Origin of the sequence: Nonomuraea sp. NPDC000554, assembly GCF_040300065.1 — a bacterium.
Taxonomy (GTDB): Bacteria; Actinomycetota; Actinomycetes; order Streptosporangiales; family Streptosporangiaceae; genus Nonomuraea.
The window spans coordinates 1-23310 of the sequence record NZ_JBEPDC010000042.1 but is presented as its reverse complement, the minus strand read 5'-3'; the positions used below and the strand labels follow the sequence as shown (position 1 = coordinate 23310).

At 71.8% G+C, this 23310-nt stretch carries 24 protein-coding genes; 10 read left to right on the top strand and 14 right to left on the bottom strand.

The window, feature by feature from the left end; translation table 11 throughout:
• Positions 1 to 55: 55 nt before the first annotated feature.
• From ABT294_RS46575 to zwf, 5 genes are all read right to left on the bottom strand, one after another.
• Positions 56 to 856 carry an IclR family transcriptional regulator gene (locus ABT294_RS46575; RefSeq protein WP_350812949.1) on the bottom strand — a complete coding sequence of 267 codons (801 nt, stop codon included), beginning with the start codon at positions 854 to 856 and terminating at the stop codon, positions 56 to 58.
• A gap of 96 nt (positions 857 to 952) precedes the next feature.
• Positions 953 to 1564, bottom strand: a complete 612-nt coding sequence (eda, locus tag ABT294_RS46570) for a bifunctional 4-hydroxy-2-oxoglutarate aldolase/2-dehydro-3-deoxy-phosphogluconate aldolase (protein WP_350812948.1) — start codon at positions 1562 to 1564, stop codon at positions 953 to 955.
• 186 nt (positions 1565 to 1750) lie between these two features.
• Positions 1751 to 2725, bottom strand: coding sequence for a glucokinase (gene glk, locus ABT294_RS46565; protein ID WP_350812947.1), 975 nt, complete (start codon positions 2723 to 2725; stop codon positions 1751 to 1753).
• Positions 2722 to 4662, bottom strand: a complete 1941-nt coding sequence (gene edd / locus ABT294_RS46560; protein ID WP_350812946.1) for a phosphogluconate dehydratase — start codon at positions 4660 to 4662, stop codon at positions 2722 to 2724. Before edd ends, glk begins: the two co-directional genes overlap by 4 nt.
• Positions 4663 to 4720: 58 nt before the next feature.
• The gene (gene zwf / locus ABT294_RS46555) at positions 4721 to 6244 is read right to left on the bottom strand and encodes a glucose-6-phosphate dehydrogenase (RefSeq protein ID WP_350812945.1); all 1524 of its coding nucleotides are present in this window, start codon (positions 6242 to 6244) and stop codon (positions 4721 to 4723) included.
• 112 nt (positions 6245 to 6356) lie between these two features.
• Here zwf and ABT294_RS46550 point away from each other — a divergent pair, with 112 nt between their 5' ends.
• Entirely contained in the window at positions 6357 to 7541 is a 1185-nt protein-coding gene (locus tag ABT294_RS46550; RefSeq protein ID WP_350812944.1) for an ROK family transcriptional regulator, read from the top strand.
• A gap of 24 nt (positions 7542 to 7565) precedes the next feature.
• Positions 7566 to 7721 (top strand): hypothetical protein, encoded by a 156-nt coding sequence (locus tag ABT294_RS46545; protein WP_350812943.1) that lies wholly within the window; start codon positions 7566 to 7568, stop codon positions 7719 to 7721.
• Here ABT294_RS46545 and ABT294_RS46540 read toward each other — a convergent pair.
• A complete protein-coding gene (locus tag ABT294_RS46540; RefSeq protein WP_350812942.1) occupies positions 7714 to 8238 on the bottom strand; it encodes a hypothetical protein in 525 nt (174 codons plus the stop codon). The two genes, ABT294_RS46545 and ABT294_RS46540, sit on opposite strands and share 8 nt — an antisense overlap.
• A gap of 151 nt (positions 8239 to 8389) precedes the next feature.
• Positions 8390 to 9091 (bottom strand): DUF2470 domain-containing protein, encoded by a 702-nt coding sequence (locus ABT294_RS46535; RefSeq protein ID WP_350812941.1) that lies wholly within the window; start codon positions 9089 to 9091, stop codon positions 8390 to 8392.
• Positions 9092 to 9168: 77 nt separating this feature from the next.
• On the opposite strand from ABT294_RS46535, the gene rpsD reads away from it, so the two are divergent.
• The gene (gene rpsD, locus ABT294_RS46530; protein WP_350812940.1) at positions 9169 to 9783 is read left to right on the top strand and encodes a 30S ribosomal protein S4; all 615 of its coding nucleotides are present in this window, start codon (positions 9169 to 9171) and stop codon (positions 9781 to 9783) included.
• A 2-nt stretch (positions 9784 to 9785) separates the two neighbouring features.
• Positions 9786 to 11003, top strand: coding sequence for a low temperature requirement protein A (locus ABT294_RS46525; protein WP_350812939.1), 1218 nt, complete (start codon positions 9786 to 9788; stop codon positions 11001 to 11003).
• Positions 11004 to 11020: 17 nt separating this feature from the next.
• On the opposite strand, the gene ABT294_RS46520 is transcribed toward ABT294_RS46525, so the two are convergent.
• Together ABT294_RS46520 and ABT294_RS46515 are read right to left on the bottom strand one after the other, a co-directional pair.
• Positions 11021 to 11812, bottom strand: a complete 792-nt coding sequence (locus ABT294_RS46520) for an ion transporter (RefSeq protein WP_350812938.1) — start codon at positions 11810 to 11812, stop codon at positions 11021 to 11023.
• Positions 11813 to 11866: 54 nt separating this feature from the next.
• On the bottom strand, positions 11867 to 12334 hold the full coding sequence (locus tag ABT294_RS46515; protein ID WP_350812937.1) for a nitroreductase family deazaflavin-dependent oxidoreductase: 468 nt from the start codon (positions 12332 to 12334) through the stop codon (positions 11867 to 11869).
• 87 nt (positions 12335 to 12421) lie between these two features.
• Here ABT294_RS46515 and ABT294_RS46510 point away from each other — a divergent pair, with 87 nt between their 5' ends.
• Positions 12422 to 12742: a DUF4190 domain-containing protein gene (locus ABT294_RS46510; RefSeq protein ID WP_350812936.1), complete on the top strand. Its 321-nt coding sequence runs from the start codon at positions 12422 to 12424 to the stop codon at positions 12740 to 12742.
• Here the strand turns inward: ABT294_RS46510 and ABT294_RS46505 are convergent.
• Positions 12656 to 13375, bottom strand: coding sequence for a TetR/AcrR family transcriptional regulator (locus ABT294_RS46505; protein WP_350812935.1), 720 nt, complete (start codon positions 13373 to 13375; stop codon positions 12656 to 12658). The genes ABT294_RS46510 and ABT294_RS46505 overlap by 87 nt on opposite strands.
• Before the next feature lie 61 nt (positions 13376 to 13436).
• Here ABT294_RS46505 and ABT294_RS46500 point away from each other — a divergent pair, with 61 nt between their 5' ends.
• Positions 13437 to 14183, top strand: a complete 747-nt coding sequence (locus ABT294_RS46500; protein ID WP_350812934.1) for an ABC transporter ATP-binding protein — start codon at positions 13437 to 13439, stop codon at positions 14181 to 14183.
• On the top strand, positions 14180 to 14905 hold the full coding sequence (locus ABT294_RS46495; RefSeq protein WP_350812933.1) for an ABC transporter permease: 726 nt from the start codon (positions 14180 to 14182) through the stop codon (positions 14903 to 14905). The genes ABT294_RS46500 and ABT294_RS46495 overlap by 4 nt, the downstream gene beginning before the upstream one ends.
• Here ABT294_RS46495 and ABT294_RS46490 read toward each other — a convergent pair.
• On the bottom strand, positions 14886 to 15116 hold the full coding sequence (locus ABT294_RS46490; RefSeq protein WP_350812932.1) for a hypothetical protein: 231 nt from the start codon (positions 15114 to 15116) through the stop codon (positions 14886 to 14888). The genes ABT294_RS46495 and ABT294_RS46490 overlap by 20 nt on opposite strands.
• Before the next feature lie 27 nt (positions 15117 to 15143).
• A complete protein-coding gene (locus ABT294_RS46485) occupies positions 15144 to 16550 on the bottom strand; it encodes a S8 family serine peptidase (RefSeq protein ID WP_350812931.1) in 1407 nt (468 codons plus the stop codon).
• Positions 16551 to 16734: 184 nt separating this feature from the next.
• On the opposite strand from ABT294_RS46485, the gene ABT294_RS46480 reads away from it, so the two are divergent.
• Complete coding sequence (locus tag ABT294_RS46480) at positions 16735 to 18783, top strand: spermine/spermidine synthase domain-containing protein (protein ID WP_350812930.1); 2049 nt, start codon at positions 16735 to 16737, stop codon at positions 18781 to 18783.
• Between the two features lie 149 nt (positions 18784 to 18932).
• Positions 18933 to 19358, top strand: a complete 426-nt coding sequence (locus ABT294_RS46475; protein WP_350812929.1) for an ATP-binding protein — start codon at positions 18933 to 18935, stop codon at positions 19356 to 19358.
• A gap of 155 nt (positions 19359 to 19513) precedes the next feature.
• Here the strand turns inward: ABT294_RS46475 and ABT294_RS46470 are convergent, their stop codons facing one another.
• Entirely contained in the window at positions 19514 to 21016 is a 1503-nt protein-coding gene (locus tag ABT294_RS46470) for a golvesin C-terminal-like domain-containing protein (RefSeq protein WP_350812928.1), read from the bottom strand.
• A gap of 191 nt (positions 21017 to 21207) precedes the next feature.
• Between ABT294_RS46470 and ABT294_RS46465 the strand changes: the two genes are divergently transcribed.
• Positions 21208 to 23190, top strand: a complete 1983-nt coding sequence (locus tag ABT294_RS46465; RefSeq protein WP_350812927.1) for a family 10 glycosylhydrolase — start codon at positions 21208 to 21210, stop codon at positions 23188 to 23190.
• A gap of 24 nt (positions 23191 to 23214) precedes the next feature.
• Here the strand turns inward: ABT294_RS46465 and ABT294_RS50970 are convergent.
• The coding region (locus ABT294_RS50970; protein ID WP_502912224.1) for an Lsr2 family DNA-binding protein at positions 23215 to 23310 on the bottom strand (96 nt) is incomplete at its 5' end.

Sequence of the window (23310 nt, the reverse complement as noted above, 5' to 3'; positions counted from 1 at the left end):
AATCGGCGTTTCGCCGAGTGGAACGCTTTCGGTCAACCGATGGCGGGCGTTCCGGTCATCGGAACGTCTCGTCCCCCCGGCAGAGGGACGCCGAGATGGCCTGGGCCGCGCCGCGCACCGAGATGCCGAGCCGCGCCAACGGCACCACGGACGCCGGGCCCGCCACCCCCACCGCCATGCAGATCCGGCCGCCGGGCCCGAAGACGGGCGCCGCCACGCAGGACACGCCCTCGGTGTACTCCTCCTGCGCGTACGCCACGCCGTACCTGCGGACCTGGGCCAGTTCGCGGTCCAGCGCCGCCAGGCTGGTGATCGTGCGGCGGGTCATCCGCTCGGGCGCGCCCTGCTCCACCAGCGACCGCCGCAGCGACGGGTCGTAGGCGAGCAGCGCCTTGCCCGTCGCCGTGCAGTGCAGCGGCGCCCGGTCGACGCCGTCGGACAGCGAGTCGATCCTGTTGTGCCCGTACAGCCGTTCGACGTACTGCGCCTCCAGCCCCGACGGCACCACCAGGTTCACCGTCTGGCGGGTGGTCTCGTACAGGTACAGCAGGTACGGCAGGACGGCCCTGCGCGATCCGGGGATCCGGCCCCTGCCCGCGCCCGCCAGGTCGGCCAGCAGCGCGCCCGGCAGGTAGCCGGTGCCCTCCCGCCTGGCCAGCGTCCGCGAGCAGAGCACGCCCAGGATCCGGTGCGCCGTGGACTTCGGCAGCCCCGTGTTCCTCGACAGCTGCGCCAGGCTGAGCGGACGGGTGGCCCTGCTCAGCGTGAACAGGATGTCGAGCCCCCGTTCGAGGCTGCCCGGCTGGGCGGTGCGCGGCGCGTACGGCTGGTCCTGCTGCGCTGTTGACCCCGGCATGACGGCCCCCTTCGCTTGCCGAGGAGCGGCAGGGGCTTCCCGGAGCTGCGGTTTCGGTGCCGTTGACCTACCCAGGCGGGCCGTCCGGTACCCCGGTCAGCGCAGGGCGGCCGCTTCCGAGGCCAGCTTCTCGATGCGCGCCCAGTCGCCGGTGGCCAGCGCGTCGGCCGGGGTGAGCCAGGTGCCGCCGACACAGCCGACGTTCGGCAGCGCCAGGTACTCGGGCGCGGTGGCGGGCTTGATGCCGCCCGTCGGGCAGAACCGGACGTCCGGCAGCGGGCCCGCCAGCGACTTCAGGTACGCCACGCCGCCCGCGGCCTCGGCGGGGAAGAACTTCAGCTCCTTGACGCCGCGCTCGGCCAGCGCCATCACCTCGGACGCGGTCGCCGCGCCCGGCAGGTACGGGACGCCGCTCGCGTCCAGCGCCTCGATCAGGGCCTGGGTCGTGCCGGGCGAGACCAGGAACCTCGCCCCGGCCTCCACCGATGCCGCGATGTCGCGGGAGTTCCGGACGGTTCCGGCGCCGATGACGGCGTCCGGCACCTGGTCCGCGATCCGGCGGATGGCCTCGGTCGCGACGGCGGTCCGCAGCGTCACCTCGATGGCCGGCAGGCCGCCGGAGACGAGCGCCCGCGCCAGCGGCACGGCGGTCTCCACGTCGTCGATCACCACGACGGGGATCACGGGGGCGAGATCGAGCAGGCTCATGGAACGTCTCTCCTCATCGGCCGCTCCCGCCGGCAGTCCTCGGCGGGTGCGGTGCTTCGTCGGCCGCCGCGGGCGATGTCGCCGCAGCGGTGCGATGGTTCATGGGCCGCGGTTCGCGGTGCTCACCAGCGGTCCGGTGGTCCGCCGGACGCCACGTCGCGGCGTCCGGCAGCGGTGCGGCCGGTGTCACCCGACCAGCTCCCTGGCGGCGAGCTGCGCCAGCCAGGCGGCCGCGCCGGTCAGCGCCGGTTGCGGCGCGACGATCAGCGTGGTCGCGATGGCCGCCAGGTATCCGGACATATCTGGATTGGCCGTGAATCTGGCGCGGAAGTCGCTCGCTCGCACGCGGTCCACGATACGGGGCAGCACCCCGCCCCCCAGATAGACGCCCCCGCGCGCGCCGAGAGTGAGCGCGACATTCCCGGCGAAGCTGCCGAGCATCCCGCAGAACACCTCGACCGTCTCCGCGCACAGCGAGTCGTCGACGCGGGCCACGATGTCGGACGCGCTCAGCACGGGCGCGCTGACGCCGTTGACCGCGGCCAGCGCCCGGTGCAGCCGGGCCAGGCCGGGCCCCGACAGCACGTGCTCGGCGACCACGTGCCCGAGGCCCTGCGCCCGCAGCGCCCTGACCAGCTCGAGCTCCCGCTCGTCCTGGACGGGCACGGTGACGTGCCCGCCCTCGCCCGGGATCGGCGTCCAGCCCTCGCCGGACGGCACCAGCCCGCCCACCCCGAGCCCCGTGCCGGGCCCGAGCACCGCCTTGACCCCGTACGAGGGGTCGGGGCCGCCGAGCGACACCAGGTCGTCGCCGCCGAGGTGGGGCAGCGACACGGCCAGCGCCTCGAAGTCGTTGAGCAGCGCCGCGAACGGCACGTCCAGCTCCCGGACCGACCCCGCCCAGGCCGAGTTCGTCAGCCGGTAACGCTCGCCCTCGACGGGCCCCGCCACGGCCAGGCAGGCCGCCCCCGGCCGCACTCCGCCCGCGAGCTCCGCGAGATAGGCGGCTACGGCTTCGGGGAGGGACGGATGGTCGGCCCCCGCCAGGACCGCGACGTGCGACGGCCGCGCCCCCGGCGAGGTGACCAGCCCGAACCGGGCGTTGGTGCCGCCGATGTCGGCGACGAGCCACGGGAACGCGAACGCGCTCACCACGCTCATCCCGGGACTCCCGCGGGCTGGGGCCGCGGGGCGCCGGACTCCAGGTGCGACGCGCCCGCCTCGGCGGCGAAGCCGAGGCCGGGGCCGTGCTCGGGCGACTCGGCGCCGCTCACGCCGAAGATGCCCGCGCCCTGCTCGGCGTGCCCCGCCATCCGGCGGAACGCCGCGAACAGCTCGCGTCCCGTGCCGACCCACTGGGCGTCGCTCAGCGGACGGCCCTCGGGCGAGCGGCGGGCCAGCGCCTCGGCCGGGACCAGCAGCTCCAGGGTCCCCGCCGCGGAGTCGAGCCTGATCACGTCGCCCTCGCGCACCAGCGCGATGGGCCCGCCGTCGGCCGCCTCCGGCGACAGGTGGATGGCCGCGGGCACCTTGCCGGACGCGCCCGACATCCGCCCGTCGGTGACGATCGCCACCCGCTGCCCCCGGTCGAGCAGCACGGCCAGCGGCGGCGTGAGCTTGTGCAACTCGGGCATGCCGTTCGCGCTGGGCCCCTGGTAGCGGATGACCGCCACGAAGTCCTGCCCGTCCAGCTCGCCCGCCTCGAACGCGCGCAGCAGGTCGAGCTGGTCGTCGAAGACCCTGGCCGGGGCCTCGATCACCAGGTGCTCGGGCTTGACCGCCGACACCTTGCTCACGGCCGTGCCGAGGTTGCCGCTGACCATGTGGATGCCGCCGTCGGCCGCGAACGGCTCCTTCACCGGGCGCAGCACGTCCGGGTCGGTGCTGCCGCCGGACAGCTCGGCCCAGGCCAGCGTGCCGTCCTGGAGCGAGGGAGCGGAGCGGTAGCGGTCGAGCCCGCGCCCGGCCACGGTCAGCACGTCGGCGTGCAGCAGGCCCTCGTCGAGCAGGTCGCCGATGAGGACCTGCATGCCGCCCGCGTCGCGGAAGTGGTTCACGTCCGCCTGGCCGTTGGGGTAGATCCGGGTGAGCGACGGCACCGCCTTCGACAGGCAGGCCAGGTCGTCCCAGGTCAGCACGATCCCGGCGGCGGCGGCCATGGCCACCAGGTGCAGCGTGTGGTTGGTGGACCCGCCGGTGGCCAGCAGCGCCACGCAGGCGTTCACGATCGCCTTCTCGTCCACCAGCTCGCCGACCGGCGTGTACTCGCCGCCGTGCGCGGTGATCTCCACGGCCCTGCGCCCGGCCGCCTCGGTGAGCGCGTGCCGCAGTTCGGTGTGCGGGTTGACGAACGTCGAGCCTGGCAGGTGCAGGCCCATGACCTCCATCAGCGCCTGGTTGGAGTTGGCGGTGCCGTAGAAGGTGCAGGTGCCGGGGGAGTGGTAGGACTTCGCCTCGGCGTCGAGCAGCTCGTCCTTGCCGACCTTCCCCTCGGCGAAGAGCTGGCGGGTTCGCGCCTTCACCTTGTTCGGCAGCCCGGACGTCATCGGCCCCGCCGGGACGAAGATCGCCGGCAGGTGCCCGAAGTGCAGCGCCCCGATCAGCAGCCCCGGCACGATCTTGTCGCACACGCCCAGCAGCAGCGTCGCGTCGAACATGTCGTGCGACAGCGCGATCGCGGTCGCCATGGCGATCACGTCGCGGCTGTAGAGCGACAGCTCCATACCGGGACGCCCCTGCGTGATCCCGTCGCACATCGCCGGGACCCCGCCCGCCACCTGCGCCACCCCGCCCGCCCGGCGCACGGCCGCCTTCAGCTCGGCCGGGTACGTCTCGTACGGCTGGTGGGCGGAGAGCATGTCGTTGTAGCTGGTCACGATCGCCACGCCCGGCTTGGCCGTCCCCCGCAGGGCGGGCTTGTCCTCGGCGGAGGCGGCGGCGAAACCGTGCGCCAGGTTCGCGCAGCCCAGGTGCGCGCGGGCCGGGCCCTTCGCGCGGGCGGCCTCGCCGTCGCGCCGGATCCGCTCGAGGTAGACGGCGCGGCTGGCGCGGCTGCGCTCGGCGATCCTGTCGGTGATCTCCTGGACGACGGGGTTCATGGTCCCTCCTTCTTCGGGCCCATGAACCCGAGGTCGCTGTGTCTGAAGGCGCGCACGGTCACGCTTCCTCCTCGTGCCAGGCACGACCGCTGCGGCCGAGCAGTTCGTGGGCGCCCGCGGGTCCGGTCGTCCCCGCGGGGTAGGGCTCGGGCAGGTCGGCGGACGACTCCCAGGCCGACAGGATCGGGTCGATCCAGCGCCAGGCGGCCTCCACCTCGTCGCGGCGCATGAACAGGGTCGGGTTGCCCGCCAGGACGTCCGTGAGCAGCCGCTCGTACGCCTCCGGGACCCGCGCGGTGAACGTCTTGCCGAAGCTGAGCGACAGCGGGACCGGCTTGAGCGTCACGTCGCCCGCGCCGGGCTCCTTGGCCATGATGTGCAGCTCGATGCCCTCCTCCGGCTGCAGCCGCAGCACGAGCCGGTTCGGCGCGCCGCCGGGGAAGATGGAGTGCGGGACGTCCTTGAACTGCACCACGATCTCCGACCTGCGGTTCGGCAGGCGCTTGCCGGTGCGCAGGTAGAACGGCACCCCTGCCCAGCGCCAGTTCTTGATCTCGGCGCGGATCGCGGTGAACGTCTCCACCCGGCGCGAGGCGTCCGTGGGCGGCGTGGACGCGGGCTCGTCGAGGTAGCCGGGCATGTCGCCGGCCTCCCCCTGACCGCGTGTGTACTGGCCGCGCACCGTGAACCGGTCGACCTCGGTGCCCGCGATCGGGCGCAGCGCCTGCAGCACCTTCACCTTCTCGTCGCGGATCGCCTCCTGGTCGCTGCGGGCCGGCGGCTCCATCGCGGTCAGCGTCAGGAGCTGGAGCAGGTGGTTCTGCACCATGTCACGCAGGGCGCCCGCCTGGTCGTAGTAGCCGCGCCTGCCGGGCGTGCCCACCGTCTCGGCGGCGGTGATCTGGACGTGGTCGATCCAGAGCGAGTTCCAGATCGGCTCCAGGAAGGCGTTGGCGAAGCGGAGCACGAGCAGGTTCTGCACCGTCTCCTTGCCCAGGTAGTGGTCGATGCGGAAGATCTGGCGCTCGTCGAAGATGGCGCCGACCTCGTCGTTGATCCGCTGCGCGCTCGGCAGGTCGCGGCCGAGCGGCTTCTCCAGCACCACCCGCGACATCGGCGTCACCAGGCCGGCCTCGTCGAGCTGCCGGCAGAACGGGCCGAACGTCATCGGCGGGCTCGCCAGGTAGAACACCCGGTCGCGCTGCTCGTGCCCGGCCAGCAGCGCGGTCAGCGCGCTCCAACCGGCACGGTCCGTGGCGGCCTCGCCGACGTCCACGGACACGTGGTGCAGGCGGCCGAGGAAGCGCTGCCACATGGCCGGGTCCTCTACCGGGACCTGGTCGCGTACCTCGGCGTCCACCTTGCCGCGGAAGTCGGCGTCGGTCAGCCCGCCCCTGGACATGGCGATGATCCGCGTCTCGGGAGACAGGCGGCCGTCCCTGTCGCTGTGGTACAGCGCCGGGATCAGTTTGCGCATGGACAGGTCGCCGGTGCCGCCGAAGACCACGAGGTCGGCGGTGTACGCGGCGGGAGGGGTCGAGAAGGGGGACACGGCGGCGAGCTCCGATGATCTACCAAGCATGGACAGAACGGACACTAGCCAGAGTTTAGGTCGCACACAAGCGGGGTTTTGGTATTTAAGATGAAAAAGTCGCGACTTTTCATTACCTAACCCCGTGTGGTTCACTTGTCCGATGCCTCGACGTACCGCCGCGACCCTCGCCAGCAGTGGCGAGGTGCTCCGCCTCATCCGCACGGGTGAGGCCGTGACGCGGGCGGACCTCGGCCGGGTCACCGGCCTGTCCCGCCCCGCGGTGCAACTCCGCGTCGGCGAGCTGCTGGAGCGCGGCCTGGTCGTGGAGCGCGCCGACGCGCCGTCCACCGGCGGCCGGCCTCCGGTACGGCTGGAGTTCAACGCCACCGGAGGGGTCGTGCTGGTGGCCGCGCTCGGCGCCAGCCGCACCAGGGTGGCGCTCTGCGACCTCGCGGGCCGCGAGCTGGACGGGCGCGACTTCGCCATCGACGTCGAGCAGGGCCCGGACGTGGTGCTGCCGCTGCTCATGGACACCTGGGACGAACTACTCGGCGACCGCCCGCGTGACCAGGTCAAAGGCGTGGGCATGGGCATGCCCGCGACCGTGGAGTTCGCCGAGGGGCGCACCGAGAGCGCCAGGGTGATGGCCTCCTGGACCGGCGTGGTGATCCCGCCGATCCTCCGTGAGCGCTTCCCCGTCCCGGTGCTCGTCGACAACGACGTGAACGTGCTGGCCATCGGCGAGCACCGCGGCGCCTACCCCGACCTGGGCGACCTGATGTTCGTCAAGATCTCGACCCGCATCGGCGCGGGCGTCATCGCGGGCGGCGAGATCCTGCGCGGGGCGCTCGGCGCGGCGGGGGAGATCGGCCACATCCCGGTCCGCGACGGAGGCGGCGTCCTGTGCCGCTGCGGCAACATCGACTGCGTCGACTCCGTGGCCAGCGGCACCGCGCTACTGCGCGAGCTGCGCGCGCTCGGCAAGGACGTCAAGAGCATCCCGGACGTGACCGCGCTGGTGCGCGCGGGCGACGCGCAGACGATGGCCACGGTGCGGGAGGCCGGGCGCCGGATCGGCGAGGTGCTGGCCGGGGCGGTGAACATCCTCAATCCCTCGGTGGTGGTGCTGGGGGGCGACGTGGCGGAGGCGTTCGGGCCGCTGGTGTCGAGCATCCGCGAGGTCGTCTACCGCCGCTCCACCGCGCTGGCCACCAGGCGGCTCCGGATCGAGCCGAGCAGGCTGGGCGCGGGGGCGGGCATCAGCGGCTGCGCGGTGATGGTCCTGGACCACGTCCTGTCACCGGACGCTGTCGACGAGAGCATGACCAACCGCCCCATACGGTGATCCCTGGCATTTCGCCTGACCGGGATGCGGACACCGGACGTCCGGCATCGGCGTGCTCGACACGGCGGCAGCGGGTCCGCGGGCGGCGTGTGCGTCCGCATGGACCAGGAAGGGGCGGCGCCCACCGCCCTGACGGTCAAGGTCACCTACTTCCCGCAGCTCCAGGTCCCGATCATCTGATCGTCGCCGTCCCCGCTGAGGTCCGGGCGCGGTGCCTGGTCTTGTGGGGGCGGGGGTAGGCCGGGTCGGTGGGGGACAGGACCTGGATCGGGGTGTCGGGGGCGCGCAGCCGCCGGGCCGCGCGACCCGGCGGCGTGCCGGGCTCCAGGCTGGGGGCCACGCGGGGAGTCGTGCCCGGGGTCGCGCCAGGGGTGGCTGACGGGCCGGGCGTGCGTGCCGGAGTCGGCGACGCGGTGCGGGACGGGCGGCCGGGTACCGGCTCGGCGTGCCGGGCGGGGGAGGGGGCCTGGGTGTGGGCCTCCTGGCTGGCCGGGATGCGCGAGCGGGCGGGAACGGACGTGATCGCCGCCGGCCTGGCGTGACGATCGGCGACCGTCTCGCTGGAGGGCAGCGGCAGCGGAGACAGCGACCTTCCGGTGGACACGCCGCCTATCAGGGCGGCGGCCAGCGCCAGCATGACGGTGCCGGCCAGCACACCGGCGATCATCAGAACGCGCCTGCGCACCGTCTCAGTCACACGCCAGATGATAGTAGTGATCAAGAGCGCCCATTCCGCTAACACCCCACGCGCACCGCGAGGAGCGCGCTCAGGGGCTAGCGGGCGCGCAGGAGTGCGCACCGCGAGGAGTGCTCAGGGGGTCAGCGGGCGCGCAGGAGCGCTCAAGGGGTCAGCAGGCGCACAGGAGGCCGCGCAGCGCCGTCTCCAGGCAGAGCGCCGAGCGGGCCGGGGTCGGCCAGGGGAAGCGCACCAGGTTGCCGTCCACGCGGACGGTCGCGCCGCAGCGGTCCAGCTCCCACAGCCACACCTCCGCCGCCGGCTCTCCGAGCTGCCGGGCCACCCCGGCGGCGAGCTGCGTCCGGTGCGCCTCGTTCACGTGCGCCAGGGCCCGCTCGGCCGTCTCGGTCAGCGGGTCGGGCGAGGCGTCCAGGTAGTCGTCGGCGTCGAGCACCCCCGACTCCTGCCCGGTCAGGTAGATCACCTGCCCGACGTCCAGCCGCAGCAGCCGGGGCGCGTCCCGCCGGCCGTAGCGCTCCAGCGCGTCGAACAATCCCTCGTCGGCGCTGCTCGCGGCGACCGCCACCGCCGCCGCCCGCGCCTCCCCGGCCGGGACGGCCTGCGCCCAGCCCTGCACCTCGACCAGCCCGCGCGGATGCGCCACCTGCCCCAGCAGCCGCATGACCGTCAGGTCGACCGTGACGACGGCGTCCTCGCGCAGCCCGTGCAGCGCCTCGCCGGGCCGCACCAGCAGCACGGGACGGCCGCGCTCGTCCACGCCGCCGCGCGCGGGGCAGGGGGCGCCGTCGACCGACAGCCGCGCGACGCTCGCGACCGCGGCGAGGGTCCGCACCCGCTCGGGGATGGGCAGCATGGGGCCTCCTTGAGAACACCGTCAGAAATAGGTTAGGCTTACCTAAGTAAGGATTACCTAATCACAACGAGGTGAACGTGCGCTACACCGGTCCCAAGGTGCGACTGTCGCGTCGCGCGGGCGTGCCGCTGACCAGGAAAGCCGTCCGCTACTTCGAGCAGCGCCCCTACCCGCCGGGCGAGCACGGCCGCAAGACCAACCGCCGCACCACCGGCGACTACGGGCTGCGCCTGCTGGAGAAGCAGAAGCTACGCTGGTACTACGACGTGTCGGAGCGGCAGCTGCGCCGCTACTGGGACCTGGCCGTCCGCAAACCGGGCGCCTCGGGCGCCGAGCTGGTCACGCTGCTGGAGACCCGCCTGGCCTCACTCGTGCTGCGCTCCGGCCTGGCGCCGTCGATCTACGCGGCCAGGCAGTACGTCAACCACGGCCACATCGCCGTGGACGGCCGCAAGGTGGACATCCCCAGCTACCTGGTCAAGCCGGGCCAGGTCGTCTCGGTGCGCGAGCGCTCGCGCCGGATGCAGCCGTTCGTCGCCGCCGCCGAGGGCGTGCACGCCGACGAACGGATCGCGCCCTATCTCGCCGTCGACCACGCCGACCTGCGCTTCACCCTGACCAACAGGCCCGAACGCGACCAGATCACCATCCCCGTGGACGAACAGCTCGTCGTGGAGTTCTATTCTCGTTAGCCATGACCGAAGCGGGTGAGCGCCACGCGAGTTGGCTGGAGCTGTTCTTCGACCTGGTCGTGGTGGTGGCGGTCGCGCAGCTCGCGCACCGCCTGCAGCACCCCACCTGGGCTGACGTGGCGCTCTTCGTGCTGTTGTACTACGCGGTGTGGAGCATCTGGACGTCCCTGACGCTCTACAGCAACGTCCGTGCCGACCAGACGCGCCTGCGCAGCATGCTGTTCGGCATGTTCGGCATCGCCGTCATGGCCGCCGCCGCGCCCGACGTCGCGCACGTGATCCCCGAACTGCACGACACGCACGACTCGTGGTTCGCCGCCGCCTACGTCTTCTGCCGGATCAGCGCCTCCCGGACGTTATCCGCCTCGGGCGCCGTCATGACGGCCTGGCCCGCCGCCCAGCTCGGCGCGGGCCTCGCGCCGTGGAGCATCGGCTTCTTCCTGGAAGGCACGGGCCGCTACGTGCTGTGGGGCCTCGGCGTCCTGTTCGACATCGTCTTCTCCGTCATCCAGAGCCGCCGCCCCGAACAACTGGTCGCCCAGTTGCAGGCGCAGGCCGACCGGCTGCGCGCCCGCGAGCTGCGCAGGGGCCTGCTGGGCCGGCCGGCGCAGGAGATCGGCACTCCCAAGGCCGCCGTGCTCGACCCGGCCCACCTGGGCGAGCGGCTGGGGCTGTTCGTCATCATCGTGCTCGGTGAGGCGGTCATGCAGGTCGTGCTGGCGTCCTCGGGACGTAACTGGGACTGGCCGCTCGGGCTGGCGGCCGTCGCCGGGTTCGGGCTGATCGTCTCGCTGTGGTGGCTCACCCTGCGGTACGGGCTGAGCGCCGTCCCCGAGATCCACGAGCGGGGGCTCAGGCCGCGCGTCGCCCTTCCGGCGCACTTCGCGATGACGGCGGGCATCACGGCGACGGCCGCCGGGCTCGGCGTGGTAGCCGAGGAGCCCGCCGGGCACCTGCACGGCGGGGTGCCCTGGGTGCTCTGCGGCGGGCTGGCGGTCTACTTCGCCGCCTCGGCCGTGCTCGGCATCGCCAGCGGGGCCGAGCGGCGGTGGATCTGGGGCTGGGCGCTGCCGTCGGTGGTCGTGCCGCCGGCGATCGCCGCCGTGGCGGGGCTGGTGCCCGCCTGGCTCGTGGTGGCGTTGCTGCTGGGCGTGGCGCTCTGGCGGGTCCGCTACCGGGCGCGCACGCCCGAGTCCAGCCTGGAGCCCGCCACGGCCTGATCCGGGAGACGGGCCCGCTAGTCCATGACCTCCTGCTTGCGGAGCTCGGCCACCTCGCGGCGGAGCTCGGCCAGCTCCTTCAGGATGAGCTGCGTGGAGTGCGCGGACGTGCCCTCCATCGCGGCCCGCTCCTCGGCCGACTCCTCGTCCATCGCGCTCACCACGACCGCCATGAACAGGTTCAGCACGACGAACGTGCACACCAGGATGAAGATGGTGAAGAAGATCCAGGCCGACGGGTGCTGGGTCATCACCTCCCTGGCGATGTTGCCCCAGTCGTCGCCCGTCATCGTCTGGTAGAGCGTGAACAGCGAGGTCGGCAGGCTGCCGAACCGGTCAGGTGTGGCTTCGCCGTACATCTTGGTGGCCATCACGGCGGCCACGTACAGCACCAGGGAGAGCAGCAGGACGATCGAGCTCATCCCGGGCATGGCGCGCAGCAGGGCCGACACGACCCGGCGCAGGCTGGGCACGACCGACAGCAGGCGCAGCGCGCGCAGGATCCGCAGCGAGCGCAGCACGGACAGGCCGCCCGCCATCGGGGCCAGCGCGATCGCGACGATCGCGGCGTCGAAGATGTTCCAGGGGTCGCGGACGAACCGGGTGCGCTCGACGTAGATCTTCGCCAGCAGCTCGGCCACGAAGACGTAGAGCGCCGTGTGGTCGACCAGGGTGAGCAGGTGGCCGAAGGGCCGGACGACGGCCGGGATGGTCTCCAGGCCGAGGGTGGCCGCGTTGACCAGGATGAGGGCGATGATGAACTGCTGGAAACGCCGGTGACCGATGAAGGCGCGGGTGCGTTCACGCACGGGGGTGGGCTCCTTGGGGACGGATGGTCTGCCCTGTCATTTTGGCGTAAACGATCAGGTGGTCGGGGTGAGGCGGAAGACCCGCAGCTCCCGTCCGGACTTCTCGGTGTAGCGGTCGTAGACCGGCCACAGCTCGATCAGGCCGGGCCAGGCCGCCGCGCGCCGCTCGCCCGTCAGGAGGGTGGCGACGACGGGGAACTCGCGGCCCCGGAAGCTGACCGTCGCGGCCGGGGTCTTGAGGAGGTTGCCGGTCCAGGCGGGGTGGCCGGGCAGGCCGAAGTTGCTGCCGACGACCAGCAGGCTGCCGCCGGGCTCCGGCAGGCAGGCGAGCGGGGTGGTGCGCGGCAGGCCCGAGCGCGCGCCCGTGGTGGTGAGGACGAGCGCGGGGACGAGCCCGCTGGCGCCGATCAGCTTTCCCCGGGTCAGCCGGTGCAGGGCGCGGTCCAGCTTGGGCACGATCCTGGGCCCGGCGCGCATGAACCAGTCGGTCGCCGCCAGCCACTGGAAGAAGCCCTTCAGCATGCCCGGATTGTAAGGTCACCTGTGATCTTTGTGGAGCCTGTGGTATAAAACCTGCCTAAATATCGATGACGGGGGTCAGCGCAAGCCATGTCGTATCCGAACTACGGCCCGTCTTACTACGGCCCGCCGCCCCAGACCCACCCCAACGGCACCACGATCCTGGTGCTCGGCATCCTGAGCCTGGTCGTCTGCGCGATCCTCGGGCCTTTCGCGTGGTCCATGGGCAACAAGGCGCTGCGCGAGATCGACGGCAGCGGGTACGTCTACGAGAACCGCGGCATGATCCAGGCCGGACGGATCTGCGGCATCGTCAGCACCTGCCTAATGATCTTCGGGTGCGGCATCTACGCGCTGTTCTTCCTCTTCGCCGGAGGGGCGAGCATCCTGAGCGCCATCGTCAACAGCTAGCGGCCGTGCGCAGTAGCCGCCGATGCCCGATTCCAGCAGGTCGAAGGCCCGTTCGGCCTGGGCCCTGATGTCGGGGGCGATCTCGTCCCACGACTCTCCGGCCAGCTTCCTGCGCACCGCGTAGGCGGTCATCACCCGGGTCGTGTTCAGGATGAGCGCGGCCACCACGTGCGGGGCGAGATCGTCGGGGTCGGAGTCGACCTCCTCGGCCAGCGCCTCGGCCAGCGCCTGCTCGCGTTCGCCGTGCATCTCGCGCATCCGCGCGACCAACGAGGGGCTCTCGCCCACCATCTTCGCGAACAGGTCGCTGCCCTCGTTGAAGCCGTAGCGCCAGTCGCGGGTGTCGAGGGCGTCGAGGAAGTCGCGCCGGAACGCCCGCACCGCGCTCTCGCCGGGCTCGCGCCCCTGCACCACCTGTTTCGGCAGGTCGACCGCCAGATGCTGTCGGTCGGCGAACAGGTCCTCCTTCGTGCCGAAGTAGTTGAAGACGGTGTTCACGGACACGTCGGCGGCCCGCGCCACCTCGGCCACCGTGACGTTGTCGAACCCGCGCGTCATGAACAGCCCCATCGCGATGTCGGCGATGCGCTGCCGGGTCTCGCGCTTCTTCCGCTCTCGCAGTCCCTCTGCCACGTCCTCATGGTACCAATATTGCAGTGACCCCAAACTTTCATCTACTCTAAATTTGGAGGCGATGAAAATGATCAAGACCACAGGTCTGAGCAAGACCTTCAAAGGCGGCGTCGAGGCCGTCAGAGGCGTGGACCTCTCGGTGGAACCCGGCGAGATCGTCGGATTCCTCGGCCCGAACGGCGCGGGCAAGACCACCACGATGCGGATGCTGACCACGCTGCTCAGCCCCACCTCGGGCACCGCCACCGTGGCCGGCCACGACCTGCTCGCCGACCCGCGCGGCGTGCGCAGGCGCATCGGCTACGTGTCGCAGGGCGGCGGCGTCAACCTGATGAACCCGCTCGCGGCCGAGCTGGAACTGCACGCCATGCTGTACGGCATGCGCCGCGCGGACGCGCGGACCCGCGTCCGCGAGGTCCTCGCCCAGCTCGAACTGGAGGGCCTGGAGGAGCGCCCGGGAGGCGCGCTGTCAGGCGGGCAGCGCCGGCGCTTCGACGTCGCCTTCGGCATGGTGCACCGCCCCGCGCTGCTCTTCCTGGACGAGCCCACCACCGGCCTCGACCCCCAGAGCCGCGCGAACCTGTGGGAGCACATCCGTGCCCTGCGCTCCGTCCACGGCGTGACGGTCTTCCTGACCACCCACTATCTCGACGAGGCCGACGCCCTGTGCGACCGCCTCCTGATCATCGACCACGGCCGCATCGTCGCCGAGGGCGCCCCCGCCGAGCTCAAGTCCGGCGGGCGCACGCTCGACGACGTCTTCCTGGACATCACCGGCCGATCCCTGCGCGAGGAGGCGGCGGCGTGACCCGCGACACCTGGCTGCTGTTCCGCCACAACCTGGACATCACGCTGCGACAGAAGGTCGGCATCATCTTCGGCGCCGTCCAGCCGCTGCTCTTCCTCGTGCTGTTCGGGCCGATCTTCGCCACGATCGGCACCTGGGAGACGCTGGTGCCCGGCCTGATCATCCAGCTCGGGCTGATGAGCGCCGGCCTGGCCGGGTTCGGCATCGTCATGGAGCGGCGCTTCGGCGTCCTGGAACGGCTGCGGGTCACCCCGGCCAGCCGCCTGGCGCTGCTGCTCGGACGGGTGCTGAACAACGTGGTCACGCTGGTCATCCAGACCGTGCTGCTCCTGGCCGTCGGCTACGCGTTCGGGCTGCGGGCGCCGCTCGCGGGCGTGCTGGCGGGGTTCGTGCTGGTGATCGTGCTCGGGGCGAGCCTGGCGGCGCTGTCGTACGCCGTCGCGCTCACGCTGAACGAGAACCTGTTCGCGCCCGTGATGTCCACCGTGGTGATCCCGCTGGTGCTGCTGTCGGGCTCGTTCCTGCCGATGTCGATGGCCCCGCCCTGGCTGGACGCCCTCTCCCACATCAGCCCGTTCAGGTACGTCCTGGAGGCGCTGCGCGAGCTGTTCGCCGGGCGCTACCTCACCGGCACGGTCGTGCTCGGAGCGGCGGTGACCGTGGTCTTCGCCGCGGTCAGCCTGACGATCGGGACGCGGGTGTTCAGCCGGGAGAACGCCTAGGCGGGCCGAACGGCTCGATCTTCGGGTCGGCGTACGGCTGACCGGCGCGCCCGGCCGTCTCGCCGGTGACGCGCAGCGCGTACAGGCCCTCGTCGGGGTCGATCGCCACCAGCCCGTAGGCGGTGTCGACGTCCTGCTCCTCCAGGCCGAGCCGCTCGACGGCGTCGGCGAGCGTCGCGCCGCGCGGCAGGCGTACGGTGATGAGCGCCATGCTCCCACCGTACGCCCCCGGTCCGCATCAGACCGTGGCGGTCACCGGGGCGCCCACAGTGGCGGTCACAGTGGCGCTCACCGGGGCGCTCACCCTGCGCTGGAGCGCGGCGAGGATCCCGGCCGGATCGAGGACGCCGTAGCCGTAGTCGTAGTCGAAGCCCACGTCGCTGCGGTCCTGCGCGGTGCGCCGCAGCAGCGCCCTGAGCTGGGCGGGCGACAGCCGCGAGGACGGCCACCGGGTGCGCAGCGCGGCGACGAACCCGGCCGCCACCGGCGTCGCCGCCGACGTCCCGGAGTCGGGCGCCGTGTCGCCGAACGCCTTCGAACCCGAGAAGTGCGTGTAGGCGCAGATGTCCGGCTTGCGGGCGGTCAGCCGTCCCGGGCCCTGGGAGGAGTAGCCCACGCGCTCGCCGTTGACGTCCACGCCGCCGATCGACAGCACACGGGGGTGGGAGTTGGCGCCCACGATGGGCCGGTCGGGGTAGGCGCACCGGCCGTCAGGGCAGTCGCGCCCGCAGTTGCCCGCCGCGAACAGCACGTCGGCGCCCGCCTTCTCGAGGCCGGCGACGATCAGGTTGAACGGGTGCGCCGCGTTGTCGGAGTAGTTGCCCGGATGCCCGGGGGGAAAGTCCCACTCGGGGGAGAACGAGCCCCACGAGTTGCTCACGACGAGCGCCCTCGACTCGGCGGGTTGCGCCTCCAGCACCGTGCGCAGGCGCGCGAACGCGGCGACCGCGTCCGACAGCAGCCCGTCGAGCACCGACCCGCCGGGACGGTTGGAGCGCAGCACCGGGATGTCGATGAGCGACGCCTGCGGCGCGGCGATCAGCGTGTCGAACGCGCACATCGTGCCGTGGTCCACGTCGAACTCGCCCGGCCGCCCCACGACGCCCGGCGGGTTCCAGCTCCGCTCGGCGTCGAGCGTGACGCCCCTGCCGAACTGCCTGGCGACGTGCGCGGCGTTGATCCCGGTGTCGAGCACGGCCAGCGCCACGCCGGCGCCGTCGAGCCCGTCCGCGTGCAGCGCCGCCACGTCGAGCAGCCGCTCCACGTCGTGCCAGTCGCCGACCGGGGAATCGCCGCCGCAGGTGAGCGACGGGCGCACCACCGGGTCGGCGAACACGCCCACGACGTCGGGACGGAGCGAGGGCAGCAGCGCCACCCTGGTGGACAGCTCGTCGTCGGAGATCGTGCCGCGCACCAGCACCGAGGCGTCCTCGGCGGCCAGCGAGAAGTCGAGCGCCTGGTTGAGCGAGAGCGGGTCGCCGCCGGCCGCCGGCACAGGCCGCGGGACGGCGACCGGGACGAAGGCGGAGTCGAGCTCGACTCCGGGCAGACCGTCGGCGACGTCCGCCACGGTGGCGGTGCGGCCGGGGTCGGCCACGGCCGCGACCAGATCGGGAGAGGGGCGGAGCTGGATCAGGACCCGCATGAGGCACCACCGAATGACGGAGAGGAAACGAACGTCCCAAACATTGCTCCATCCGATGCGGCGCGTCCAGCGTATCTCTAGGGTTTTGACCTGCTGTAATGCCGTAAAAAGCGCGAAGCGGGTGACAATTCTTCTCGGCTGTCAGGCTTCCTTGTCTTCGGTCCGTTCACTACGGTGAGGCGTCATGACGCTCCAGGCGCGAAAGCCCGTTGACGGCGGCACCGACGGCCACTGGCTGGCGGTGCGGCCGAGGCTCGTCCTCGCCAGCGCTTTCATGCTCTTCCTCGAGCTGGCGCTGATCCGGTGGACCGGGTCGAACATCGTGCATCTCAGCTATTTCACCAATTTCGTGCTCCTGGGCTCCTTTCTGGGAATCGGGCTGGGATTCCTCCGGGTGGGCCGCGCCCGGCGGCAGCCCTATTACTCGCCCATCGTCCTGTTCATGCTGGTGATCGTCGTTCTCACGTTTCCGGTGACCGTCGACAGGAACACCGAGGGCGTCCTGTACTGGACCAGCCTCACGACCACCGGGCCGCCCGCCTGGCTGATCCTGCCGGTGATCTTCTGCGCGGCGGCGCTGGTGCTCATGGGCCCCGCCGAGCTCGTCGGCCGGTGCTTTCCCGAGCTGCCGCGGCTGGAGGCGTACCGGTACGACCTGATCGGCAGCCTCACCGGCATCGCCGCCTTCACCGCGCTGTCCTTCCTGAGCGCGCCGCCCGTCTTCTGGGGGATCATCGCGGCCGTCGCCTACGGCGTCCTGCTCGTGCCCCGGCCGAAGGTCGTCTACCTGGGGCTGGTGACCGTCCCCTCCGTGGCGGTCGTCGCGCTGCTGCTGGCCGAGTCGCTGACCGCAGGAGCGCTCTGGTCGCCGTACTACAAGGTGACGTACAAGCAGTTCCAGCAGCTCGGGGTGCCGGTGACCGACATCTCGGTGAACGGCATCCCGCACCAGCAGGCCGTCCCGGCCGCCGCCCGGCTGCAGTGGGAGCGCCAGTACGGCCTGCCCTACGAGCGGGCCACCACGCCGCCCAAGGACGTGCTGATCGTGGGCGCGGGCAGCGGCACTGACGTGGCGATCGCCCTGTCCAAGGGCGCCGAGCACGTCGACGCCGTCGAGATCGACCCCAAACTGCGCGAACTCGGCGGTTCGCTGCACCCCGACAAGCCCTACGCCGACCCGCGCGTGACCACCCACGTCACCGACGGCCGCGCCTTCCTGGAACGCAGCGACCACAGGTACGACCTGATCCTGTTCGCCCTGCCCGACTCGCTCACGCTCGTGTCGGGGGCCAGCTCGCTGCGCCTGGAGAGCTACCTGTTCACCGAGGAGGCCATGCGGGCGGCCCGCGCCCACCTCAAACCCGCCGGCACGTTCTCGATGTACAACTACTACCGCGAGAGCTGGCTGGTGGACCGGCTCGCCTCCACCATGCAGAGCGCCTTCGGCCACAAGCCGTGCGTGGACGTGGTCAGCACCGCCGGCCAGCAGGCCGTGATCACCGCGGGCGCGACCCCGGCGGCGCAGCGCTGCGCCGCGGAGTGGCCGGGCGCCGCGGCCTCCACCCCGCCTCCCACCGGCGACGACCGTCCCTTCCTCTACCTCAAGGACGGGGCGATCCCGCCGATCTACCTCATCACCCTCGGCCTGATCCTCGCGGTCAGCCTGATCGCCGTCCGCGCCGTGGCGGGCCCGTACCGCCGCATGCGCCCCTACGCCGACCTGTTCCTGCTCGGCGTGGCGTTCATGCTGCTGGAGACGAAGAGCGTGACGGGCTTCGCGCTGCTGTTCGGCACCACCTGGGTGGTCAACGCGATCGTCTTCGCCGGGGTCCTGGTGGCCGTGCTCGCCGCCGTCGAGGTGACCCGCCGCTTCCGCACCCCGCCGCTGCCGGTCATGTACGGCGTCCTGCTGGCCGGCCTGCTCCTGGCGTGGCTGGTCCCCAACGCGTGGCTGCTGTCGCTGCCGCTGCCGCTGCGCGCCGTGGCGGCGGTCACGGTCGCCTTCCTGCCGATCTTCGCGGCCAACGTGGTGTTCGCCAAGCGCTTCTCCGACACGGCCGACGCGACCACCTCCTTCGGGGCCAACCTCCTGGGCGCGATGGTGGGCGGCTGCCTCGAGTACCTCGCGCTGGTGATCGGCTACAAGGGCCTGCTCATCGTCGCGGCCGTCCTCTACCTGGGCGCCCTCGTCCTGCTGCCCAGGAAGGGCGGCGTGCCCGGCGTGGCCGGCTGACGGCGCGCCGTCGCCCTGTCGCGACGGGAATGATCCCCTGACCAATCGGGCGCGACGTTCAACCGCGCGGGCCCTTCTCTCCGTACATGTTTGGACGCACCGCTTCCTCTTCTTCCACCAACCCCCTTTCGCCCGGGGAAGGAGAAGCCATGACCGTGCTCCGATCGGTACCACGAAGCCGCAGGCAGCAGGCGTGGGCGCTGGACGGCGACCCGCAGGCCATCGGCCACGCCAGGAAGATCATCCGTGCGGCTCTGAACGGGCTGGGGTTACGTCCCGACCTCGTCGACGACGCCGTGCTCATGGTCAGCGAACTGGTGACCAACGCCTTCCTGTACGGGGAGGCGCCCTACGAACTGCTGCTCCAGTCCGACGACGACGAGATCCTGTGCGTCGTCGTCGACAGCGGCGCCCTGCTGCCCGTCCCCAGGACGGCCGACGACGACGCGGAACGCGGGCGCGGCCTGCGCATCGTCGCCGCCCTGTCGGACGGCTTCCACGGCTGTCACCCGCAGCGTTACGTCACCCGGCCCGACCTGACGGGCAAGGCGACATGGTTCGCCCTTCCCCGCTGAAGGCCGACCGGACGGCGCGGTGATCCTCCGGCACGTCTCGCGGGTGGGGTGCGGGCGTGCCAGGAGTGGTGCGGGTCACCGCGCCGGCCGGACAGCCGCACGCTCGCGCCCTGGGCGGGCGCGAGCGCGGAAGGCCGGACCTGGCTGCGGAAGGGTCAGACCTTGCTGATGCGGACCGCGTCGGCGATGACGTAGCCCGTGCCGGAGGTCCACCGGCTGACGCCGACGGCGTTGTAGGCGCCGGCGTTGAGGGAGAACGTCCCAAGGCTGCGCCAGGAGCCGCCGCCCGACCGCTGGTCGACGTAGACGGTCTGGTTACCGCTGGACGTCGCCACGATGTACGGCGCCGAGCTGTTGTACCCGGGATCGGCCGGATACCACACCTCGACCCGGTACGTCCCGGCGCTGGGGATGGTCGCCTGGTACCAGGCGGGGTCGCTGGCGGCGACGGGGTCGGCGAAGCGGTAGTCCGCGCCGTAACGCTGGCCGGAGTAGGCGGAGGTGCCCCAGTTCGCACTGGCCGTGAACTGCCCGGACGTGGCGTTGTCGACCGTGGTCGACCACGACGGGTTGCCGCCGCCGGTCACGTAGTTCATGTACGTGGTCCAGTTCCAGTACTGGCCCGGGTCGGTGTGGTCGGCTCCGGGGACCTCGACGTGGCCGATGATGTGCGCGCGGTCCTTCGGGATGCCGTACTTGTCGCAGATGTAGCGGGTCAGCGCCGCCGACGAGCGGTACATCGCGTCGGTGAACCACGAGGCGTCGCTGATGTAGCCCTCGTGCTCGATCCCGATCGACCTGGTGTTGTAGGTCCAGTTCCCGGCGTGCCAGGCGATGTCCTTGTCACGGACCATCTGGGTGATGGCCCCGTTGGACGACTTCACCACGTAGTGCGCGGACACCTGCGCGCTGGGGTTCTGGAACCACGAGATGGTGCCCGCGTACGAGCCCTGCGTCACGTGGATGACCACACGGTCGATCGCGTAGCTCGACGGCCGGCTGGAGGCGGTGTAGTTGCTGGAACTGGCGGCCACCCAGGTGGCGTCCGGGTAGTCGGCGCTGGCGGCCAGCGTCCGGATGTCGGCCTTGGTCTCGTACTGGCCGCGCTCGGCCTTGACCTCGTGCGGCGCCACGCGCACGCCCCTGGCCTGGACGCCGAGCCCGAGCAGTTCGAAGACGGAGTCCGCGTACAGGCGGGCCAGCTCGGGGGAGGCGGCGTTGCCGTACTTGGCCACGGCCTCGTACCAGCGGCCCTCGTCCTTCCTGGCGCTCTCGTCGAGCCCGAGCTCGTCGGCGTAGGCGCGCAGGACGGCCGCGCCGCCCAGGATGTTGGCCTCGTCGTCGGCGCGCAGCTTCTCGACCGGCAGCTTCGTCAGCTCGGCGGCCTTCTCCAGGGTGTGGTTGGCAGGGTTGCCGACCAGGTGCATCACGCCGTACCCGCCGCTGGCGCTCGGCTTGCCGGCGTGCCCGTCGAGGTGGGTCTCGGCGTAGGCGAGCGCGACGAGCAGGTCGCGGGGGACGTCCTGGGCGGACGCGGCGTGGGCGAACGCCGAAGGCAGCGCGGGCTCGGCGGCCAGGGCGGGCTGACCGGCGAGGACCACGAGGGCGGTGACGGCGGAGGCGGCGAGGGCGATTAATCGGGAGCGGGCGTGCGTCATGGGAGCTCCTCAGTGGGGGGCATCGGCTGCACAGTAAAAGAGTCCATGACAGATGTCGATAATTGACATTACTTCGGCCTTAAAGGAAACTTTTCGCCCGCGCGATCGGGCGCGAAGCCTGCCCAGATTTGGGCCCCCGGATGCTCTGAAAACTATTGCGCTGTGATCGATCCGCGCTGAAACTTCCTTTCGTGACCACGCTCCTGCGGATCATCCTGGTGGCGCTCACCCTCGCGCTCCCGGGTGCCGTGGCCCCCGCCGCCGCCACAGCCGACGTGTCAGCCTCAGCCCCCGTGTCCGCCGTGTCAGCAGCCTGCGCGACCGAGCCCGCGACGCCCAAGCGTCAGCTCCGCGCCATGTGGATCTCCAGCGTCGCCAACATCGACTGGCCGAGCAGGACCGGGCTGAGCGTCGCCGCCCAGCAGGCGGAGTTCCGCTCCTGGCTGGACCTGGCCGTGCAGAGGCGGATGAACGCCGTCGTCGTCCAGGTCAGGCCCACGGCCGACGCGTTCTGGCCGTCGCCGTACGAGCCGTGGTCGCAGTGGCTGACCGGGACGCAGGGCGCCGATCCCGGCTACGACCCGCTCGCCTTCATGGTCGCCGAGGCGCACGCCCGCAACCTCGAACTGCACGCGTGGTTCAACCCGTACCGGATCGCCAACCACGACGACCCCACCAAGCTGGTGGCGAGCCACCCGGCGCGCCAGCACCCGGACTGGCGCTTCGCCTACGGCGGCAAGCTCTACTACAACCCGGGCATCCCCGAGGTCCGCGCCTTCATCGAGGACGCGATCATGGACGCCGTCACCCGCTACGACCTCGACGGCGTGCACCTCGACGACTACTTCTACCCGTATCCGGTGAGCGGCGAGAGCATCCCCGACTCGGCCGCCTACTCCCGCTACGGCGGCGGGTTCGCCACCGTGGGCGACTGGCGGCGCGACAACGTCAACCAGCTCGTCCGCGAGATGGACCAGCGCATCCACGCCGCCAAGCCGTGGGTCGCGTTCGGCATCAGCCCGTTCGGCATCTGGCGCAACGCCGCCACCGACCCGCTCGGCTCGCGCACCTCCGGCCTGCAGTCCTACGACGCCATCTACGCCGACAGCAGGCTCTGGGTGAAGCAGGGCTGGGTGGACTACCTGGCCCCGCAGATCTACTGGCACATCGGCTACAGCGCCGCCGACTACGACGTGCTCACCGCCTGGTGGGCGGAGGTCGCGCGCGGCACGGACGTGCAGCTCGCCGTCGGCCAGGCCGCCTACCGGGCGGGCGCGTCAGGTCAGGACGCGGCCTGGCAGGACCCCGCCGAGCTGAGCGACCACCTCATGGCCAACAGGAAGTACCCGGAAGTGGTCGGGGACATCTTCTTCAGCGCCAAGGACGTCAAGGCCGACCGAATCGGCAGCTTCTCCGCCCTCGCCGCCGCCCACTACACGAAGCCCGCCCTGCTGCCCGCCCGTGGCACGGCCAGCGCGCCGGCCGTGCCCTCGATCACCTCGGCCACCAGGGGCTCCGGCGGCGTGGCGCTGGCCTGGCAGGGCACCGGCGCGACGTCGTACGCGGTCTACCGGGTCGACGGCTCCCCGCCGTCCGCCGACCCCTGCTTCTTCGCCGACGCCCGCAACCTGGTCGGGACGACCAGGAAGGCGACCTTCACTGACAGCACGGCGGGCGGCGGCGCTTACACCTACTACGTGACCGCGCTCACCCGCACCCATCAGGAGGGCGCGCCGAGCTCCGGCACGACCGTCGCGGGCACCGGAACCTTCAGCGTCGTCGTCGACAACGCCGATCCCGCCTTCACGGCCGGCTCGTCCTGGGGCACCTCGGCCTACTCGGCGCAGCGCCACGGAGCCGACTACCGCTTCGCCTCCCCGGTCTCCGCCAGCGACCCGGCCTGGTTCCGGGCGTCGATCCCCACCTCGGGCAGCTACCAGGTGGAGGTCTGGTACCCGGCCGACCCCGGTTACAACAGCGCCACGCCGTACATCGTGGTGGCCAGTGGCGGCAACCGGACGGTCACCGTCGACCAGCGCACCGGCGGCGGCCAGTGGCGCTCCCTCGGCACGTTCACCCTCGCCGCCGGCACCTACAACGTCGTCGGGGTGAGCCGCTGGACCTCCACGACCGGCTACGTCATCGCCGACGCGGTCCGGATCACCCAGCTCTGACGGCCATCGTGGCCAGGTCCCCTGTTAGGGCTTGTCCCGTGGATCTTCGGCCTTCTCTACGACGGTGGAGGCGATTTGGCCCCGGTCGCTCAGGGGCAGGCCGTGAGCCTTGGCCCACTG